The sequence below is a fragment of the Corynebacterium phocae genome, assembly GCF_008693075.1.
Taxonomy (GTDB): Bacteria; Actinomycetota; Actinomycetes; order Mycobacteriales; family Mycobacteriaceae; genus Corynebacterium; species Corynebacterium phocae.
The window spans coordinates 73658-91040 of sequence record NZ_VXKJ01000046.1; the positions used below are offsets into that span (position 1 = coordinate 73658).

Annotated in this window: 16 protein-coding genes; 7 read left to right on the forward strand and 9 right to left on the reverse strand. The window is 58.9% G+C overall.

Annotation, left to right across the window (positions count from 1 at the left end):
- Positions 1-1041, forward strand: coding sequence for a homoserine O-acetyltransferase MetX (metX, locus tag F4V58_RS09460; protein ID WP_075735427.1), 1041 nt, complete (start codon positions 1-3; stop codon positions 1039-1041).
- Here metX and F4V58_RS09465 read toward each other — a convergent pair.
- Both F4V58_RS09465 and F4V58_RS09470 read right to left on the reverse strand, forming a co-directional pair.
- On the reverse strand, positions 1038-1358 hold the full coding sequence (locus F4V58_RS09465; protein ID WP_075735429.1) for a DUF3017 domain-containing protein: 321 nt from the start codon (positions 1356-1358) through the stop codon (positions 1038-1040). The genes metX and F4V58_RS09465 overlap by 4 nt on opposite strands.
- On the reverse strand, positions 1351-2211 hold the full coding sequence (locus F4V58_RS09470) for a bifunctional methylenetetrahydrofolate dehydrogenase/methenyltetrahydrofolate cyclohydrolase (RefSeq protein ID WP_075735431.1): 861 nt from the start codon (positions 2209-2211) through the stop codon (positions 1351-1353). The genes F4V58_RS09465 and F4V58_RS09470 overlap by 8 nt, the downstream gene beginning before the upstream one ends.
- Before the next feature lie 24 nt (positions 2212-2235).
- On the opposite strand from F4V58_RS09470, the gene F4V58_RS09475 reads away from it, so the two are divergent.
- On the forward strand, positions 2236-2706 hold the full coding sequence (locus F4V58_RS09475; protein ID WP_075735433.1) for a tRNA (cytidine(34)-2'-O)-methyltransferase: 471 nt from the start codon (positions 2236-2238) through the stop codon (positions 2704-2706).
- 692 nt (positions 2707-3398) lie between these two features.
- On the opposite strand, the gene F4V58_RS09485 is transcribed toward F4V58_RS09475, so the two are convergent.
- From F4V58_RS09485 to F4V58_RS12570, 4 genes are all read right to left on the reverse strand, one after another.
- Positions 3399-4868 (reverse strand): PH domain-containing protein, encoded by a 1470-nt coding sequence (locus F4V58_RS09485; RefSeq protein ID WP_075735437.1) that lies wholly within the window; start codon positions 4866-4868, stop codon positions 3399-3401.
- Positions 4865-5338: a PH domain-containing protein gene (locus tag F4V58_RS09490; protein ID WP_245802984.1), complete on the reverse strand. Its 474-nt coding sequence runs from the start codon at positions 5336-5338 to the stop codon at positions 4865-4867. Before F4V58_RS09490 ends, F4V58_RS09485 begins: the two co-directional genes overlap by 4 nt.
- Positions 5339-5367: 29 nt before the next feature.
- A complete protein-coding gene (locus F4V58_RS09495) occupies positions 5368-6612 on the reverse strand; it encodes a Fic family protein (RefSeq protein ID WP_075735441.1) in 1245 nt (414 codons plus the stop codon).
- Positions 6613-8007: 1395 nt separating this feature from the next.
- On the reverse strand, positions 8008-8145 hold the full coding sequence (locus tag F4V58_RS12570) for a hypothetical protein (protein WP_157105777.1): 138 nt from the start codon (positions 8143-8145) through the stop codon (positions 8008-8010).
- Positions 8146-8460: 315 nt separating this feature from the next.
- On the opposite strand from F4V58_RS12570, the gene F4V58_RS09500 reads away from it, so the two are divergent.
- Complete coding sequence (locus tag F4V58_RS09500) at positions 8461-8763, forward strand: hypothetical protein (protein WP_150385784.1); 303 nt, start codon at positions 8461-8463, stop codon at positions 8761-8763.
- Between the two features lie 297 nt (positions 8764-9060).
- Complete coding sequence (locus F4V58_RS09505; protein WP_084559758.1) at positions 9061-9405, forward strand: pentapeptide repeat-containing protein; 345 nt, start codon at positions 9061-9063, stop codon at positions 9403-9405.
- A 365-nt stretch (positions 9406-9770) separates the two neighbouring features.
- On the opposite strand, the gene F4V58_RS09510 is transcribed toward F4V58_RS09505, so the two are convergent.
- Complete coding sequence (locus F4V58_RS09510) at positions 9771-12899, reverse strand: error-prone DNA polymerase (RefSeq protein ID WP_075735449.1); 3129 nt, start codon at positions 12897-12899, stop codon at positions 9771-9773.
- Between the two features lie 136 nt (positions 12900-13035).
- Between F4V58_RS09510 and F4V58_RS09515 the strand changes: the two genes are divergently transcribed.
- From F4V58_RS09515 to F4V58_RS09525, 3 genes are all read left to right on the forward strand, one after another.
- Positions 13036-13929, forward strand: coding sequence for a MetQ/NlpA family ABC transporter substrate-binding protein (locus F4V58_RS09515; protein WP_075735451.1), 894 nt, complete (start codon positions 13036-13038; stop codon positions 13927-13929).
- A 72-nt stretch (positions 13930-14001) separates the two neighbouring features.
- Complete coding sequence (locus tag F4V58_RS09520; protein ID WP_075735453.1) at positions 14002-15039, forward strand: methionine ABC transporter ATP-binding protein; 1038 nt, start codon at positions 14002-14004, stop codon at positions 15037-15039.
- Positions 15036-15716, forward strand: coding sequence for a methionine ABC transporter permease (locus F4V58_RS09525; RefSeq protein WP_075735455.1), 681 nt, complete (start codon positions 15036-15038; stop codon positions 15714-15716). Before F4V58_RS09520 ends, F4V58_RS09525 begins: the two co-directional genes overlap by 4 nt.
- 139 nt (positions 15717-15855) lie before the next feature.
- Here F4V58_RS09525 and F4V58_RS09530 read toward each other — a convergent pair whose 3' ends face one another.
- A complete protein-coding gene (locus F4V58_RS09530; RefSeq protein WP_075735457.1) occupies positions 15856-16419 on the reverse strand; it encodes a DNA N-6-adenine-methyltransferase in 564 nt (187 codons plus the stop codon).
- A gap of 62 nt (positions 16420-16481) precedes the next feature.
- Complete coding sequence (locus F4V58_RS09535; RefSeq protein ID WP_245802985.1) at positions 16482-17297, reverse strand: ferredoxin family protein; 816 nt, start codon at positions 17295-17297, stop codon at positions 16482-16484.
- Positions 17298-17383 lie beyond the last annotated feature (86 nt).

Sequence of the window (17383 nt, forward strand, 5' to 3'; positions counted from 1 at the left end):
ATGGGCATCGGCACGCTGCGCACTGAGGCCGGGGTAGACATCCCGGGCCTGGAGATTGCCCACCAAACGTGGGGTGAGTTCACCGGAGACAACGCCATCTTGGTGGAACACGCGCTCACCGGCGACGCCGATGCCGCCACCTGGTGGTCAGAAGTCATTGGCCCCGGCAAGGCCCTAGATACCGACCACTGGTTTATTATCTGCACCAACGTCCTGGGCGGGTGCAGCGGCTCCACCGGGCCGTCCAGCCCGCACCCGGACGGCCGCCCGTGGGGCTCACGGTTTCCCGCCATCTCCATCCGGGACCAGGTGCACGCGGAAAAGATGTTCTTAGACCACCTGGGAATAGAAAAACTCCACGCCGTAATTGGCGGCTCCTTGGGCGGGGCGCGCACCCTGGAATGGGCGGCGCTCTACCCAGAAATGGTGGGCGCGGCGTGCGTCATAGCGGTCTCCGCGCGGGCATCGGGGTGGCAAATTGGCATCCAAACCGCGCAAATCCAATCGATTGTGGGGGACCCTTTCTGGCAAAACGGTGACTACTACGCCACCGGCAAACGCCCCGACGCCGGCCTGGCCGCGGCCCGCAAGCTGGCGCACCTAACCTACCGCGGGGAGTTAGAAATAGACGAGCGCTTTGGCGCCACCGCCCAGCAAGGCGAAAACCCTTTGGGCCCCTTCCGCCGCGATGACCAGCGCTTTGCCGTGAACTCCTATCTGGAGTACCAAGGCCGCAAACTGGTAGACCGCTTCGATGCGGGCTCCTACGTGGCGCTCACAGAGGCGCTCAACCGCCATGATATCGGGCGCGGGCGCGGCGGGTTAAACAAGGCACTGGCCGCCATTGAGGTCCCCACCATGGTGGTGGGCGTGGGCACGGACATCCTCTACCCCTACCACCAGCAGGAACACTTGAGCCGCAACTTGGGCAACCTGCTGGGCATGGCCAAGATTAACTCGCCTGTGGGACACGACGCCTTCCTCACCGAGGCCCGCCAGATGGAGCACATCCTGCGCAACTTCCTGAACTTGACTAATTAGCTGCCCAGGGAGTCTACCGAGTAGGCCAAAAATGCCATGGCAGCGCCCAGGGTGGCGGTGAAAAGCGAGTCGAACCGCCGCGAGCGCACCGCCAGCACGCCCACACGCGCGGAGTCGCAGCTAAGGCGCACAAAGCTTAGCCACAGCATGGCCGCCCCCAGCACAAACGTGGCACGACGCCAGTGTTCTAGCAGCGCAAATACTGCCGATGCCCCCACTGCCGCCACGAAAGCCCCAATCAGCAGCCACTGCACGGCACCCGGCACAGGAGAAGGCTTTAACCCCCGGTCATGGGGGTTGGCTAGCTGACTACGCATCTTGGTTGAGGAGCTTCTCAGCGCGCTCAACCACGTTGCGGACTAGGAACGCGCGGGTCAGCGGGCCCACGCCGCCGGGGTTGGGTGAGACGTAGCCGGCTTTGTCCCACACGTCCGGGTGGACGTCGCCCGCCAGCTTGCCGTCCACGCGGGAGACCCCAACATCAAGCACCGCCGCGCCTTCTTTGACCATATCCGGGGTGAGCATGTGCGCCTTGCCGGCTGCGGCAATAATAATGTCCGCTGCGCGGGTTTCCGCCGCCAGGTCCTTGGTACCGGTGTGGCACAGCGTCACCGTAGCGTTTTCACTACGCCGGGTGAGCATAAGACCAATGGGGCGGCCCACCGTCACGCCGCGGCCAATGACCACTACCTTGGCGCCGTCCAGCTCCACGCCAAAGCGGCGCAGCAGGTGAATGCAGCCATTAGGCGTACACGGCAAAGGCGCTTCCTCATTAAGAACCAACTTGCCCAGGTTGACTGGGTGCAGGCCATCAGCGTCCTTATCCGGGTCAATGCGCTCTAAGATGGCGTTTTCATCCAGGTGCTTAGGCAGCGGCAGCTGCACGATATAGCCCGTGCAAGCCGGATCCGCGTTTAGCTCATCGATGACCTTTTCCAGCTCTTCCTGCGTGGTGTCTTCCGGCAGGTCCCGGCGGATGGAGTTAATCCCCAGCTGCTCGGAGTCGCGGTGCTTCATCTTTACATAGGACTGGGAGCCCGGGTCTTCCCCCACCAGCACCGTGGCCAGGCCTGGGGTTACGCCCTGTTCTTTGAGGGCGTCCACCCGCTTTTTCAGGTCTGCGAAAATCTCATCACGGTACATGTTGCCATCTAGTTTCGTTGCGCTCATGCCTTACATCCTAGACTGATTCCCATGAGCAATCTGCATATCGTCTTCGACAACCCTGTCATCCCCACCAACACCGGCAACGCCATCCGCACCGCCGCCGTTACCGGTGCCACCCTGCACCTGATTGAGCCCCTGGGTTTCAACTTCGATGACAAGCACCTCAAACGCGCTGGCTTGGATTACCACGACCTGGCGGATATGCAGATCCACAAAGACTTTGAGGCCTGCATGGCCGCCCTTCCCGGCGCGCGCGTCTTCGCGTTTACCACCACCGCCACCAAATGGTTTACCGACGTGGAGTACCAAGACGGCGACGTCCTCCTCTTTGGTACCGAACCCACCGGCCTGCCACCTGAGCACTCAGGGCACCCGCGTGTCACGGAAGAAGTCCGCATTCCCATGGTCCCGGCCCGGCGCTCGATGAACCTATCCAACGCAGCTTCCACGGCCGTATACGAGGCCTGGCGCCAGCTGGGCTTTTCAGGGGCCTGCTAGAACGCTGAAGGCCTAACTCACTCCCCCGCAGAAATTCACCCACCGCCTTAAAAATCCCTACCGGCGGCATTGTGACGCTCCCCGGACATCTCCATGGCCTGTGCAGGCGGTCCTCCCGTCAGTTAAGGCGGCGAGCGAATTCCCGGCCCAGCCCGTCTGAACCGCGCAGCCGCTTAGCAACCACCGTCATACCCCACTGCTCAGTCAACGTTGAGAAGAGAACTAAAGATCAGCGGGAGCGGTTCACCGGCTCACACGCTCCCGGGCGAAATACCGGGAATGCGACTGTCTTAAATCCTCCTCGGATTTGCTAGCAATCACGACAATTTCCACATCGGGGTCGCCGTTGGTTCTGTCCAGTGTGAGACGGTGCTTGGTCGCTTCCACGAAAGAATCAAAGCGCTGAAGATTCACTCGCCCGCTTCGGCGGTGGTAGAAGATGAGATACGCATTTCTCATGAAAGCCCCGTGAAAGTCATTGTACTAAACCGGCACTTCGGATTTTTCCGAGGTCTAGGGTGCGCGGATGGGCCGAACTTGGTGCTTAAGGTCAAAAACCGCGCCAAAAAATAGTTAAGCACCAAGTTACGCCAACCCAGGGAGCCGGCGCCCAGGGGGATGTGGGGACGCGGTAAAAATTCCCCAGGCCCCGCCCATCTCCGAAGCGCCGCTAAACCTTTGCTTCTCAATCTCTATTCCTCCGGCAGCAGTGGTATAGGTGACATCGGTGCGGCGTCCATTGCTGGCAACTCGCGGGCACGCAGGCGCGCAAGCAGCTGGGCGGCGTCCGCGGGGTCCAAGTCCGCGCCCTGCATAAATACCGGCCCGGTGACCAAGTGAAACTTCACTGAGCCCACTTTCCGGAACTGACTGATGGGACCAGCCTGATAGGAAAGCTCCTGGATATGCGGGGTACTCACCACCTGCACCCGCCGGTTGATGCGCCCGGCGTGAGTAATGGCTACCTCGCCCACCAAGGTAACCGCCTGCCGCTTCAGATCCAGCGGGGAGCACAGCCACGCGCGGGAAGGAGAGGTATAGGTGGCCGCCGTGTGGCCCTCCGGCTGGGCATAGGCTTCCAAGTCCGCGCGGTTAAGACCACTGACCAAACTGAAGACTTCCATAGCCTGCTCACGGGTTCCCACCGGCAAGATACGCGTAGAACCAGACATCTTTCCGCCTCCCCGACTTCCATAGCCAGCCACGGAGACCTGCACCTCGTACCACCCGAAAATGCGCCAAAGCAAGGGCTGGCTGACTTTCACCGCGTGGATTCGCTCCAAGCGGATGGTCTGGCGGCGTCTATCGGCCAGGCCGTAGCGGATGTCCAGCACTCCCCTAGCCCGGTCGTAGATGGCCGTGTACTTCCAAGAGGTGTCAATGATTCCCCAGATGGATGGCACAATACCGATGAGCAGTGGGATGACGGTGGTGCGCGCAACCGGCAGCAAAAGCAGCCCAACGGAAATTGCGCTGAGGATGATCACGCGCTGGCGCAGGGCCGTGGATACCAAGGTGCGGGCAACGGGGACTTCCTCGACCAGGTCAGGCTCAGAATGAACTTGCTTATCCTGCGCGGTGCCCGCAGTGGCAGTGCCCGCAGGAGCAGCGGCGCCGACGGCGGCGCTGGGGGCACCGTGGATGTGGGCCATGACCTCTTGTTTCAAGGCCTCAGCATCGGCCTTCTTCAGGTACATGATGGATATAGCCGAAGACTGCCCGCCCGCGGTTTCAATGCGCACGGCCGCCAGCCCGAAGATTCGGGCGATGACGTCCTCCACCACGTCCACGGCCTGGATCCGCTCGTAGCGCGCGGAGCGAAACGTCGTGGAAATCACGCCGTGGCGGATGGAGAGTTCCTCCTCGTCCAACTTGAAGCCCAGCTTGCGCCACCAGATCGCGGACAGGAACCAGATTCCCAGGCAGGCCGCCACAAACGCGGCCGCGCCGATCAGGGTGCCGCGACCAATTTCACTCCAGTGTCCACCGCGCACCCAGTCGTAGACCTCCACGACGGTCTCAATGGAGAAGTTGAGGATCAGCACGGTGAGGATGGCCAGGATGATGGACCAAAAGCGCATGAGGGGTGTGAGCCTATGGACGCGGCGGAAGCCCTCAGCATCAACGGGCGCGCGGTCGGGGCCTTTGCGGTGTTTGCTCACAGCCCGCTCATCCTCTCACGGGCGCGGATGGTGAGGCGCTCACGGAGGGCGTCAGCAACTTCAGCCTCAAGGCCCACCACTGTTGCGTCCGTACCTGCCGACGCCGTGTGCAGCTCCACCTTCTTCAGCCCGAACGCGCGCGCGATGGGCCCGGCCTCCACGTCTACGAACTGGATACGGCCATAGGGCACGATGGTGAACTTGTGCCACACTTTGCCTTTTGTAATGAGGAGTTCGTCCTCGGTTTCCAGCCAGGCCATGCGGCGCACCTGCGCGGGGATGAGCCAGGCTAGCCAGATGGTCCAGGCCACCACTACGCCTACGGCTATCCACCACCAGGTGCCCCAAAAGTACACGGCCGCCAGCGCAGCTATCAGGCAGATGGCCATGTATATACCGTTGGAAATCAACCGCACCCGGGCCAGTTTTGGTGACACGGGGTGCATATTTGGGGGAACAATTGTGCTCATGTGAGCCATCGTAGCAACCCCCTCGATTTTCAGTCGAGGCCCAGAATCACCCGCGCCGGCCCGCCCAGGCGCACGACAAGAGGCCGCTTGCTGACGGTTTCAATCAGCGGCCCCAGCTCTTCCAGGCGCTTGCGGGTGGTGGGCTTGCTGGTACCTAGGTGCTCGGTGAGCTCGTCCAAGCTCAACCCTGTACGCGCTCCGAAAAGATCTACCAGGGCTAGCTGCAAGACAATACTGGCGGATTCCTCGGGTTTGGTGTGCCCGGACACCAATTCCCGGACCGACTCCATCTGCTGTTTTAGTTGCTCTACCTGGCGCAGACGGATTTCTAGCCACTCAACCAAAGCGACCTGGGCCGTGGCCAGCATCGACGCCATGTCGTAAAGGAAGAAGGTGAGCTCCCCACAATTGAGTGGATGTTCCGCGTCCTCGAATGCTTTGTAATAGCGAGACTTTTGCCGGAAGAGCTCAGGTGAAAGGGACAACGCTGTTTGCGGCGACATGAGTCCCGCCAAACGCAAAGACATAAGGAACCTCCCCATCCGGCCGTTGCCATCGTAGAAGGGGTGGGTGTGCTCGAACATAAAATGCTCGGCGAATACGTTGAGCAGTTCCAGCTCGGTGCCCCGGTTAGCGGTGGCAATCATCGTTTCCACACGGTGCGTGATGTCTTCCTCTCCTGCTGCGCCGCCATGAATCCGGCGTTGACCGTCGGTGATTTCTACCGGTTCGGTACGGAAAAGGGCACCATCTGGGGAGTCCTGCTGGTGAATTTCTCCCTGCAACAGGGCGTCGTACTGTGCCCGTAGGGCGGCAGGGTCGGCGGGGAAGGTCAGCGAATGATGGGGGTCTGGCGCAATCCCGGGCAGCGCCAAGTACTGGCTTGCCATCTCTTTGAACCGCCGTTTACCGGTGTGCTTTTCTTTCTGCGCGTACTCAATGGCCTCGGCAATCTCGCGCCGAGTGGAGAAAATGCTCTCAATCTCATTGGTGGACTGCAGCTCAGCGGTCAACAGTTCAAAGAGATACAAGCGCGACGCGCTATCAGGCACGGAAGTCCACAGCTTGGCGATGAGAACTTCGTTCCGCCAGATTCTCTCCAGCGTGGCGGCAAGCTCACGCGTGACAACCGCGAATAGGGAATGCTCCCCCACCTGGTAGTCCCAGTGCACAGTGCTCGGGCTATCAATCCGCCGGCTGAATTCGGAGTCTGCGACACCCCTCGAATCCACCTTGGCGCGGTGGAATACTTTCTTCAGTGATTGATATTCCACTGCCCTGCCCACCTTCCCGAAAAGAAAAATTCGCCCAACTTTTCAGTAATGCTACGCCCCACAGCTCCATTAATTGCAAAAACGTAGGTTTTTTAATTTAAGCCACTGGGATCATCTGGCCCGTCAGAAAAGACCGAGGCCCTAGGTCCAGTCGTTGGTGTGGGCTGGTTGAACACTGAGCCACTATCGGTCAACAGTTCATTCGGGGCACCGTACTGCGTGATGGCTCGAGTAACTCTCGTCGACGGCATCTACGCTATTTCCGTCGCTCGCATAGGCGACGGTTCCCCTGTCTTTGCGGGTGGCGTCATCGATGGCTGGAAGATGGTAGAAGGATCGTCCGCTGTTCATCACAAATCCGGCATTTCAGGACCCCTAGCTGCCATAATTCCATCACTTTGACGCGCTGGAAGCACAGGTAAGAAAATTTAGGAAGCCGGAGGGGATTAGACTCTTCTTCCGCCCATGTGGCGTAGAAGCCGCGCACTTGTGGACACCGGTAACACCAGAGCCTGGATGACCAGGAAGGTTCTGCAGCACCGGCGCGCCCAATGAACACGTTCGCGAAGCACCAAAAGAACGGAAATCAGACCACCAACCATGCCGAAGCAGAGCAACCCCTAAACGCCACTCTCATTAGGGCCAGTTACTCCCTCAGCAACTTGGGGCATAGAGTTCTCCTAACTCAGTTTGTTATCCTACTGAAGATAGAGCAAACACTGGTTGCGTCAGTGGGCCTAGTAGAGTTGGGTAGACATAGATGGTGCTCGCTCTTTGATTACTCGCAAAAGGATTCTTGAGATAAATTAACTTGCGAGGATTGCCAAATTCATCTGCTTGGTAACAGTCCTTAAGATAACCCTTGACAGAGCTATCGCATAACAACTTGTTTTTATTGCCAAAAGGCGAGAGAACACGCGGAGTACCTCCATTGGGATCTAAGAATCTTGAATCATCTGGAGTGACTGCCCTACCGGTGTAGTCAATTACTGTCCTATAAGTTTGACCAGGTGGGTCTTGTGGCCACTCGTCTTGTGCATGAGCAACGCTGCCCGCCGAAGCTACGCACAAAGCGACCGTAAGTAGTCCAGTTAGGGACTTTCTCAATCCTGCCATTACTACCACTCCTCAAAACTTTCGGTGTACTGAAATTACTTACACACCGGATTCTACTTACCTCAATGGGGGGGTCAAGGTTTTGCGCTGACCAGCCACGCAGGCACCTTTCGAGCCTTCTCCTCCCCGCCGGCGGTGCTTCGCTCGTTAGCGTCTCCCCAGCTCGCTGACTTCCGAAACCGTCCACTGTTAAATGGGCCCCGCCTTCGGTGGCTTAGTTTTCCGATGCCCTCTACAAGCCGTACACCGTTGATCGATACCCCATGTCAACGGGAACAATCACCACCGTTTTTCCATAACGCTGGCCACGGTGCGGCCGCCGCCCACGCACCAGCGCCATCGCCCGCGCTTATTGACAGCCATGGCTCTACCTCGATCACGAAGATCCTCTAGCTCCCGGACCTCGAAACGTGTCATCTGCCCCTAGGTTCGCCGCCAACGCGCGAGCGTGAAGTTGCTGACCTGCAGCTCACGGGCAATCTGCCCGCCCGTTTTCCCTCATGCTTTTAGCTTGACGGCGTTGCTGAGCTTGACCACGATCTGCTCGGGAGTGTGCTTCGAAAACTTCCTCATGACCACCATTGTTCCAGCCCCAACGGGCGATCCAATAGCAATCACTCAAATCATCTGATCCGAAAACCCAGCCCACACCACTAGGTATTGCCAATTTGAAAATGAAGTAGACTAGTCATTTAAGAGCATCATTTTCAAAAAGAGATAGAGAGCCTTATGGTGGCAGGTAGCAAATTGCATAAATTTCTAATCGGCTCGCTAGCTGTAGCGTTTCTTTCTGCAAGTTTGAACCAGCCGATGGCAAGTGCGACGCCTCCGGACGGCGCTGTGGTAGAAGAATTTGGAGTGATTCAAGGAACGGCTTCTGATTATAATTCATTCACAAAAGAAACCTTGACGGAATTAGATGGTATCAATTCTTCTGATTTGCCTTTCTTCGCTGCTCGTAGTCCTTATACGATTGTCTCGCAATGGTCGGATAACAAGGGCGTACGGTCTATCTTCGGGAGCAAGCTCGGGTGACAATTCAGAATAAACATGGTCTGTCTACACGGGCAGTTCAAGCTACGACAAAATATGCCCCTAATGTAAAGAATTTTGGCGACCGGTATGAATACAGATTGCCTATGGATCATATTTCTTGCAAAGTCTGGGGACCGTGGAGAATATGCCGAAAGCTTGAAACTAGCAATGTTTTAGCGGTGGTTGGTTTCAACAAGATACAGGACGGTAAACCTTACGGAGTGGTTACCACCTATTGTGAAGGAGTCAACGGCCGTTGCCCTCAGTGGATTATTGATTCGCCACAGATTAAATAGCATGTATAGAGCAATGCCTATTTCGTGGTCTAATGATCTAGCCGGGAAAGACATTTCTGGTAAAGATATGTCTAATTATGACCTAACCGATATCAATCTTGAAGGAAGCGTGTGCCGGGGATGCTCATTCCGAGGCTCCATGTTGGCATGGGCTAATTTGAGATCAGCAGATTTCACTGGCGCGGATTTTAGGGATGCAATCCTTAGTGAGTCAGATCTTCGTGGAGCGACGTTAACACACGCTGACTTCACAGGCGCATATTTAAATCCTATTATTGCTGATGCGGAACAATTTTCCGACTGCATGGGAGTTGAAGCATCTACGATTGAGTTTCACAGTTCTTGATCCCGATGTGACTGGGTGGGCCTGGATATTAAGGCGCTACCGTAGGACATGGAGGCCGTTATTCAGCGCCCCGCAAAGGTTGGGGGCCGCTGTTGGGAAAGCCTGAAACTACTTGCCGATGCCCCCGTTGACATACAGGTCTGGGGTTGTCAAGCGGCATTTAAAATGTTCCAGCTAGCGCCATTAAATTATTCCAAGCTCTTGGGAGCAATGGCCAGGTTTCGTTAAGGCGTTGGATGTAGTTGGTGATAGGCAGCCGGGGCATTGATGGCGGCTGTCATGGCATTGTTGCCAAAGACTTGCTTCCGCTGGTTATAGCTAACGCGATGACGCCGGTAACAATCTGGAGTGGGCTTTCGCCAGACCTAGCGGAAATCCCTTGAACCCGCGCTGAGCCATTCGCCAGCGTCCAGCGGCTCCAGCTTGTCTGCGGCAATGGTCACCGCGCCGGAGGCGTTTTGAACCAGGCCGCGGATGATCAGCGCCTTGGCGGTGCGCGCTAGCAGGCGGTGGCGCTGCCACAGCCCGGGGCTGACCATGACGTTGATGAGCCCGGTTTCATCCTCCATGCCAAAGAACGTAATCCCGCCGGCGGTGCCGGGGCGCTGGCGGTGGGTGATGATACCGGCCACGCGCACCCGCGAACCGTCCGCAACGCCGCCAAGTTCCGCGGCGGTGAGCACGCCGGCTGCGGACAACCCGGCGCGCAGCATCTCCATGGGCTGGGAATCGTAGGTCACGCCCGTGGCGGCAACGTCGGTGGCCATGAGCTCAAAAGCGGACATCCCGGGTAGCGCCGGGGCCTGGATGGCAGAAAGACCCGGCAGCATACCGGCGCGTTCAGTGGCGGCCACGCCGGCTTGCCACAGCGCTTGGCGGCGGTCCACGCCAAAAACGTCCAGCGCGCCGGCGGTGGCCAGGGCCTCCACGTGGGCCACGTTAAGGCCCGCGCGCCTGGCCAAGTCCGGGATGTCCGCGAAAGGGGCGGCCGCCTCCACGCGGTCAGCGGCCTTGGTGCCCAGCCCCTTAATGAGGTTAAGCCCCAAGCGGATAGCACCATTTTCCACGCGGGCCTCCCGGCCGGAGTCGTTGACCGTGGCGGGCAAGATCTTTATCCCGTGCCGGCGGGCGTCCTGGATAAGCGACTGCGGGGAGTAAAAACCCATGGGTTGCGCGCGCAAAAGCCCCACGCAGAATTCCGCCGGGTAGTAGCGCTTAAACCAGGCGGAAAAATACACCAAGGAGGCAAAGGACTGGGAGTGGGATTCCGGGAAGCCGTAGGCGGCAAAGGCCACTATCTTGTTCCACAACTTATCCGCCACTTCTCCGCCGATGCCATTAGTTGCAGCCAAGCCCTCATAAAAGCGGTCTTTGAGCGCGGCCATGCGCTCCGGGGAGCGCTTGGAGCCCATGGCGCGGCGCAGGTCGTCGGCTTCGGCGCCGGTGAATCCGGCGGCATCGACAGCTATTTGCATGAGCTGTTCCTGAAACAGCGGGATGCCTAAAGTTTTGCCCAAGGACTTCTCTAACACCGGGTGGTCGTAGGTGACCTCCTCCTTGCCGTCGCGCCGGCGCAGGTAGGGGTGAACGGAGCCGCCCTGCAAGGGCCCTGGCCTAATCAGGGCCACCTCTACCACCAGGTCGAAGAAGCGCCGGGGTTTGAGCCTGGGCAAGGTGGCCATCTGCGCGCGGGATTCCACCTGGAACACGCCCACGGCATCGGCCTTGCAGAGCATGTCATAGACGGCCGGGTCAGCTAAGTCCAGCTCCCAGAGGTTGACCTTTTCCCCGGTGGTTTCCTTGACCAGATCCACCATGTGGTGCAAGGCCTCCAGCATGCCCAGGCCCAGGAGATCAAACTTCACTAGGCCGGCGGCCGCGCAGTCATCCTTATCCCACTGCAGCACGGAGCGGGCCTCCATGCGCGCCCATTCCATAGGGACCACGTCCGCGATGGGCCTGTCGCACAACACCATGCCTCCGGAGTGGATGCCCAGGTGGCGCGGCTGGCCCAGGAACTGTTGCGCCAGCTCCTCCACGCGGGCTGGGGGTTCGGCGGTGCCTTTGGACCAGGCATCGGCAGCCCCTTGCGGGTAGCCCAACGCGCGGGCGGCGTCGCGGATAGCACCCTTGCGGCGGTAGGTAATGACGTTGGCCACCTGGGCGGCGCGCTCGCGGCCGTGCTTGGCAAAGACGTACTGGATGACCTCCTCACGGCGGCCGGACTCAATATCAATGTCAATGTCCGGCGGGCCGTCGCGGTCAGGCGATAGGAAACGCTCGAAGAGCAGACCCGCAGAAATGGGTTCCGCATTGGTAATGCCTAGGGAAAAGCACACCGCGGAGTTGGCTGCGGAGCCCCTGCCCTGGCACAAGATGTTATTAGTGCGGCAAAAATCCACCAGGTCGTTGACAATGAGGAAGTAGCCGGGAAATCCCAGCTTTTCAATGACTCCAAGTTCGTGTTTTATTTGGGCGCGCGCCTTTTCCTGAACCTCCGGGGGACGGGTGGCGTAGCGGGCGGTAAAGCGCTGGCGGGTCAGCTGTTTTAGCCAGCTCATTTCCGTGTGCCCGTCCGGCACGTCAAAGTGCGGCAGGTTGGGCGCTAGCGCCTCCCAGGTAAAGCGGCATTCTTCTAGCACCCGCACGGTTTCTGCAAGAAGCTCCGGGCGGCCCGGCAACATCTGCGCCATCTGCTCGCCTGAGCGCAGCCAGCCCGCACCCATGGGGTGGGCGTTGGGGTGGGCCTGGCCCACGCTTTCGCGCTGCGCGAGCGCTCTTTTGGCTGCGGCCAGGCGGGCCTGGTGGCGGGTGGCGGCGGCGGGCCTGGCGGTGACAATGGCGCGCATGCCGTTGAGTTTATCTAGCTCCGCGTGGTGGTCCGCGTCCTCCGGGAGCATGGACAAAACGTACTCCAATACCAAGCAGTCTATTTTTATTCGCTCGATAAAGGTTTCGATTTCCGGGAGCCACGTATGGTCCAGGAGGTAGAGGCACTCCTCCCCCAGCAAGTCCAGGACCCCAGGCAGCGGCGGGTAGGAAACCCGGTCCTTTTCACCAGAATCCATGCGGGCGCCCGCAATGAGGCGGGACAGGCACCGGTAACCCTCCGGGGTGCGGGCCAGGACGGTAAGCCGGCGCGGATCCGGGGCCTTTCCCAGGGTAAGCTCCGCACCGAACACCGCGGGGAGTTGCGCCTGGGCCGCGGCCTCCGCGAACTTCATCAACCCATAGAAGCCGTCGCGATCCACCAGGGCCAGGCCGGTCAGGCCAAGCTCGACGGCGCGGGCCACCAGGTCTTCCGGCTCGGAGGCCCCGTCCAGGAAGGAATAGGAGCTTATGGCATGAAGCTCCGCAAAGGGAACGCTGGACCGCCCGCGCACCGGGGTGGCGGCGGCAGGGCCACTGGTATGGACGGGCGCGGGCCCCTTGCCACCGGATAAAATGCGCTCCACCCGCGACCAGGGTAGGGCCTCACCTCCATTGAATCGCATGAAAGACAAGCCTAGTTTAGAAAGCCTGTTCTAAACAAGATTTTTGCGGAGAATTTTTCAAAATAGACAAAGCTGTTCAACTGTTGCTAGGTTTGCTTAGGTCAACATCAAACCTGAATTTAAAGAAGGACCTCTCATGAACTTCCGTCGTCTCCTAGCTGCCACCGCAGCTTCCGTTATCGCTACTACCGGCCTAGTGGCTTGCTCCAGCGACTCCGCTGACACCAAGGACACTGCCGCCGCCGCCGCCGGTGAGACCATCACCGTTGGCACCACCGACGCCTCCAAGAAGGCATGGGCTGCTTTTGAGGAAGAAGCCAAGAAAGCCGGCTTTGACATTAAGGTCACCAACTTTGGTGATTACAACACCCCTAACCAGGCACTGGAAGCAGGGGAACTAGACACCAACAACTTCCAGCACCTGAAGTTCCTAGCTGAATACAACAACGGCAACGGCACTGATCTGGTTCCCATCGTGGCCACAGAAATCGTGCCACTAGCGTTGTTCTGGAAAGACCATGACTCCATTGACGGAATTGAAGGCGAAGAAATTGCCGTTCCCAATGATTCTGTGAACCTGGGCCGCGCTATCAACGTGCTTTCCCAGGCCGGCCTGCTGACTCTGAAAGAGCAAGGTCTTATCACCCCCACCCAACTAGATATTGATGAAGCGAAGTCCAAGGTGAAAATCACCCCGATTGACGCTGCGCAGACCCCAGCCGCCTACGGCGAGGGCAAGCCAGCCATCATCAACAACTCCTTCCTAGACCGCGCGGGCATTGACCCCACCACCTCCGTGTTCCAGGATGACCCCGCCTCTGAGGAAGCAGAGCCCTACATTAACGCTTTCGTGGTACGCGCTGAAGACGCTGATAATGAGCAGCTGCACAAGCTGGCGCAGGTATGGCACACCGACGCCGTGCAGAAAGCGGTAGCTGAAGATTCCAAGGGAACCTCCGTTTCCGTTGAGCGCACCCCAGAGGAACTCCAGGCTATCTTGGAGCGCCTTGAGGGCCAGCTGAAGAAGTAACTTACCCACCGCTAAAGCCCCGTCCAGATACCTGGCGGGGTTTTTCACCCCTGTATTTAAAAGGACTCCCCAGTGACCAACGCTGATTCCCGAGGCACGCGGATAGAATTCCGTAACCTCTCAAAGGTCTTTAAACAAAAGAAATCCACTGTCACCGCGTTGGATGATGTCACGTTCTCCGTTGAACCCGGAGAGATCGTGGGTATCATCGGCTATTCCGGTGCCGGTAAGTCCACGCTGGTGCGCATGATAAACGCCCTCGACACACCAACCTCCGGCGAAGTCATCCTGGATGGCACCAACATTGTGGGGCTGCCCGAGGCCAAGCTGCGCAAACTCCGCCGCAACATCGGGATGATTTTCCAGCAGTTTAACCTCATGTCCTCGCGCACTGCGGCTGGCAACGTAGCCTACCCGCTGCAGCTAGGCGGCATGGGCAAGAAGGAGCGCGACACCCGCGTGCAGGAGCTCCTGGAGTTCGTGGGCCTAGGCGACAAGGGCCGCTCCTACCCGGAGCAGCTCTCCGGCGGACAAAAACAGCGCGTGGGTATTGCCCGCGCGCTGGCCACCAACCCCTCGCTGTTGCTTGCCGATGAAGCCACCTCAGCGCTAGATCCCACCACCACGCAGGAGGTGTTAGATCTTCTCCGCCGGGTGAACAAGGAATTTGGTATCACCATCGTGGTCATTACCCACGAAATGGAAGTGGTGCGCTCCATCGCGGACAAGGTGGTAGTCATGGAGCAAGGACGCGTGGTTGAACATGGCTCCGTCTACGAGGTATTTTCCCACCCGCAGACCGCCACCGCCGCGAAGTTTGTGGCCACATCACTGCGCAATACCCCCGATACCGTGGAAGCGGATGACCTTCTAGCTCATGAAGGCCGCCTGTTCACCATCAATCTGACGGAGAACTCCGGGTTCTTTTCCAACTCCGCCAAACTTTCCGCTGCCGGCGTGTCCATCTCCATTGTCCACGGCGGCGTCACCACACTGCAGCGCAAATCCTTTGGAAAAGTCACCGTCCGGCTCAACGGCCCGGAACAGGCCATCAACGAGTTCTATCGCGCTATGCAACGAACCACCGACATTGAGGAGATCTCCCGATGACCACTAACTATCTTGCTGAAGCAAATTGGGACCGCTTGGGCGGTGCCCTGGTTGACGCCGTCTTTGACACCCTCATCATGGTGGCCACCACCATGCTCTGTGCCGGGTTCTTTGGCCTGGTCCTGGGCCTATTGCTCTACACCACCCGCCCGGGCGGAATCTTGCACAACCGCGCGGTCTACCTGCTTATCAACGTGGCCGTGAACTTTGTGCGCCCCATTCCTTTCATCATCTTGCTGGCCTTCGTGCAGCCGCTAACGGTGCTGGCCATGGGCAGCTCCATTGGCCGTGGCCCAGCTACCTTCGTGATGGTTATTGCCGCAACATTCGCGGTGGCCCGCATTGTGGAACAAAACCTGGTGGCCATTGACCCTGGCGTCATCGAAGCCGCCCGCTCCATGGGTGCTAGCCCCTGGAAAATCATCACCACGGTGATCATTCCGGAAGCCCTTGGCCCGCTGGTGCTGGGTTACACCTTCCTGTTTATTGGTGTTGTGGACATGTCCGCCATGGCCGGCTACGTGGGCGGCGGCGGCCTAGGAGACTTCGCCATTGTCTACGGCTACCGCGCCTTCGAGTGGCAGGTTACCGTGGTGGCAACGCTGATTATCATCGTGATGGTCCAAGCTGCCCAGTTCTTTGGCAACTGGCTCTCCGCGAGGATCATGCGCCGCTAGCAAGACCTTCACCCCCGGGGCAGCAGATTTACTCGGCTGCCCCTTTTTTCTTGCCCTTTTTCAAGCCAACTGGGCTTTCTAGCTCTCTGGCCTGTTGGTTGCCCCGCCGGTGTCCGGCAACCCAAGGCTGCTGACAAAACTAGAAAAGAGCCCCTTTTGGTTGTGGCATGGCAATGTTGTCTAACGGTAGAACCGCGCCGAATTCACGGAAGTGACGGGCAAACTTTCCCGGGTTATCCCCGTAGTAGATCACCGCGCAAGACATCGGTGCGCCCTTCGGGTCTTCTTTGCCATCGATATAAAAGCGAACCCGCGACTGATAGAGAAAACACACCGCCGCTGCTTTTGGATACACGTACCATTTCCAATGGTTCGTATTCGTTGCTACGGGCACAAGTGCAATGATTTCAGAACCCCGATCTGCGGCAACTGCAATCTTTTCAAACCAGTGGATGATTCTTGTTCCGCGTTCGCGGTCAGAACCATACGGAGGATTCACGTAGATTGTTTGTGCGTCCCAGTCCTCTACCAGCCCATCTTTATCCGGCAGGATGTATTCCTCTCGAGCCCCGACTAGGGACCAGCGATTAGAGCATGGGTCAAGTCCGATAGTGCCTCCAAAAGTCGCGCGGGCGGCTTCCACAATCCACGGTGGTGTGTTCCAGTCTTTTGTGGTGGACACCGATTGTCGTCCGGCTGTCATCGTTTTCCCTCCTCATGCACGGCTTTCAAACAGTGTAGGACGTTTCCGGATCGCCCGCCCCCCTATCTGCCGGTTTCCCGCACCGCAGTTGCTACCCATACCGTGCCCACCTTGGGTTCCGCGCCACAAGAGCTCACTACCCCGGGTACCTCACGCTGCTCTAATTCGACATGCCAAGAGCGCCCATCCGCGTGGGTGACGCTGCCGTCATCTTCTGCGCGGAGCTGTCCATAGGAAAGACTGTGCAAGCGCGCGGCCACGGCCAGTTCCGCAACCTGTGCGCGCGGGGATAGCAGCCCGTTGCCACGGTTGGCGGAGAGGAAATACTCTCCTTTTCTAGCGGCGTGCACCAGCGCGCGCCCTTGGTCCAGGGTCAGGCGGCCGAAGGAGTACCCCCACGGCAGCAGCAACACTGCGGGGGCAAAGCGGTGCCCGCCAACGTGGGAGGCTTCCCACACTTGCTCGTGAAATTCCGCTTCCAACTGCGCCGCTAGCGGACGTCCCTTCACCGCGCAGCACGCGTCCCGCTTGCTGTGGGTGCAGACCAACACCAGGGGATGTGCAACCCGCGTTGCGTGGTTTCGTCCCGGACCGGTTAAATCAAGGTCCTTGAGGTTCTCCGGGCAGTGAAGCTCCAGTTGCTCTACGACCTTCGCGCGCACCCACACCAGGTAACAGCGGTAGCCGCCGGCCAGCTCCCGGCCTTTGCGCCCGGGCCTGCGGATGAGTTGGAGTGAGGCTTTCCCTTTTAGCTTGGCCTTGATTGAAGCAGAAAGCTCCTCTCCAAAAGTTCCGCCGTCCAATATGTCACGGGACCATCCGCCTGGCCACTCGAACAGCACGTACACATCCTCACGCTTGGCGGTGTGTAATGTCATATCCTTGCTAACGAACAATGTCATAGCTTTGCTCACACACGATGTCATAGCTCTGCTCACGGATCTGGAAGGATTTTAGGTACCGG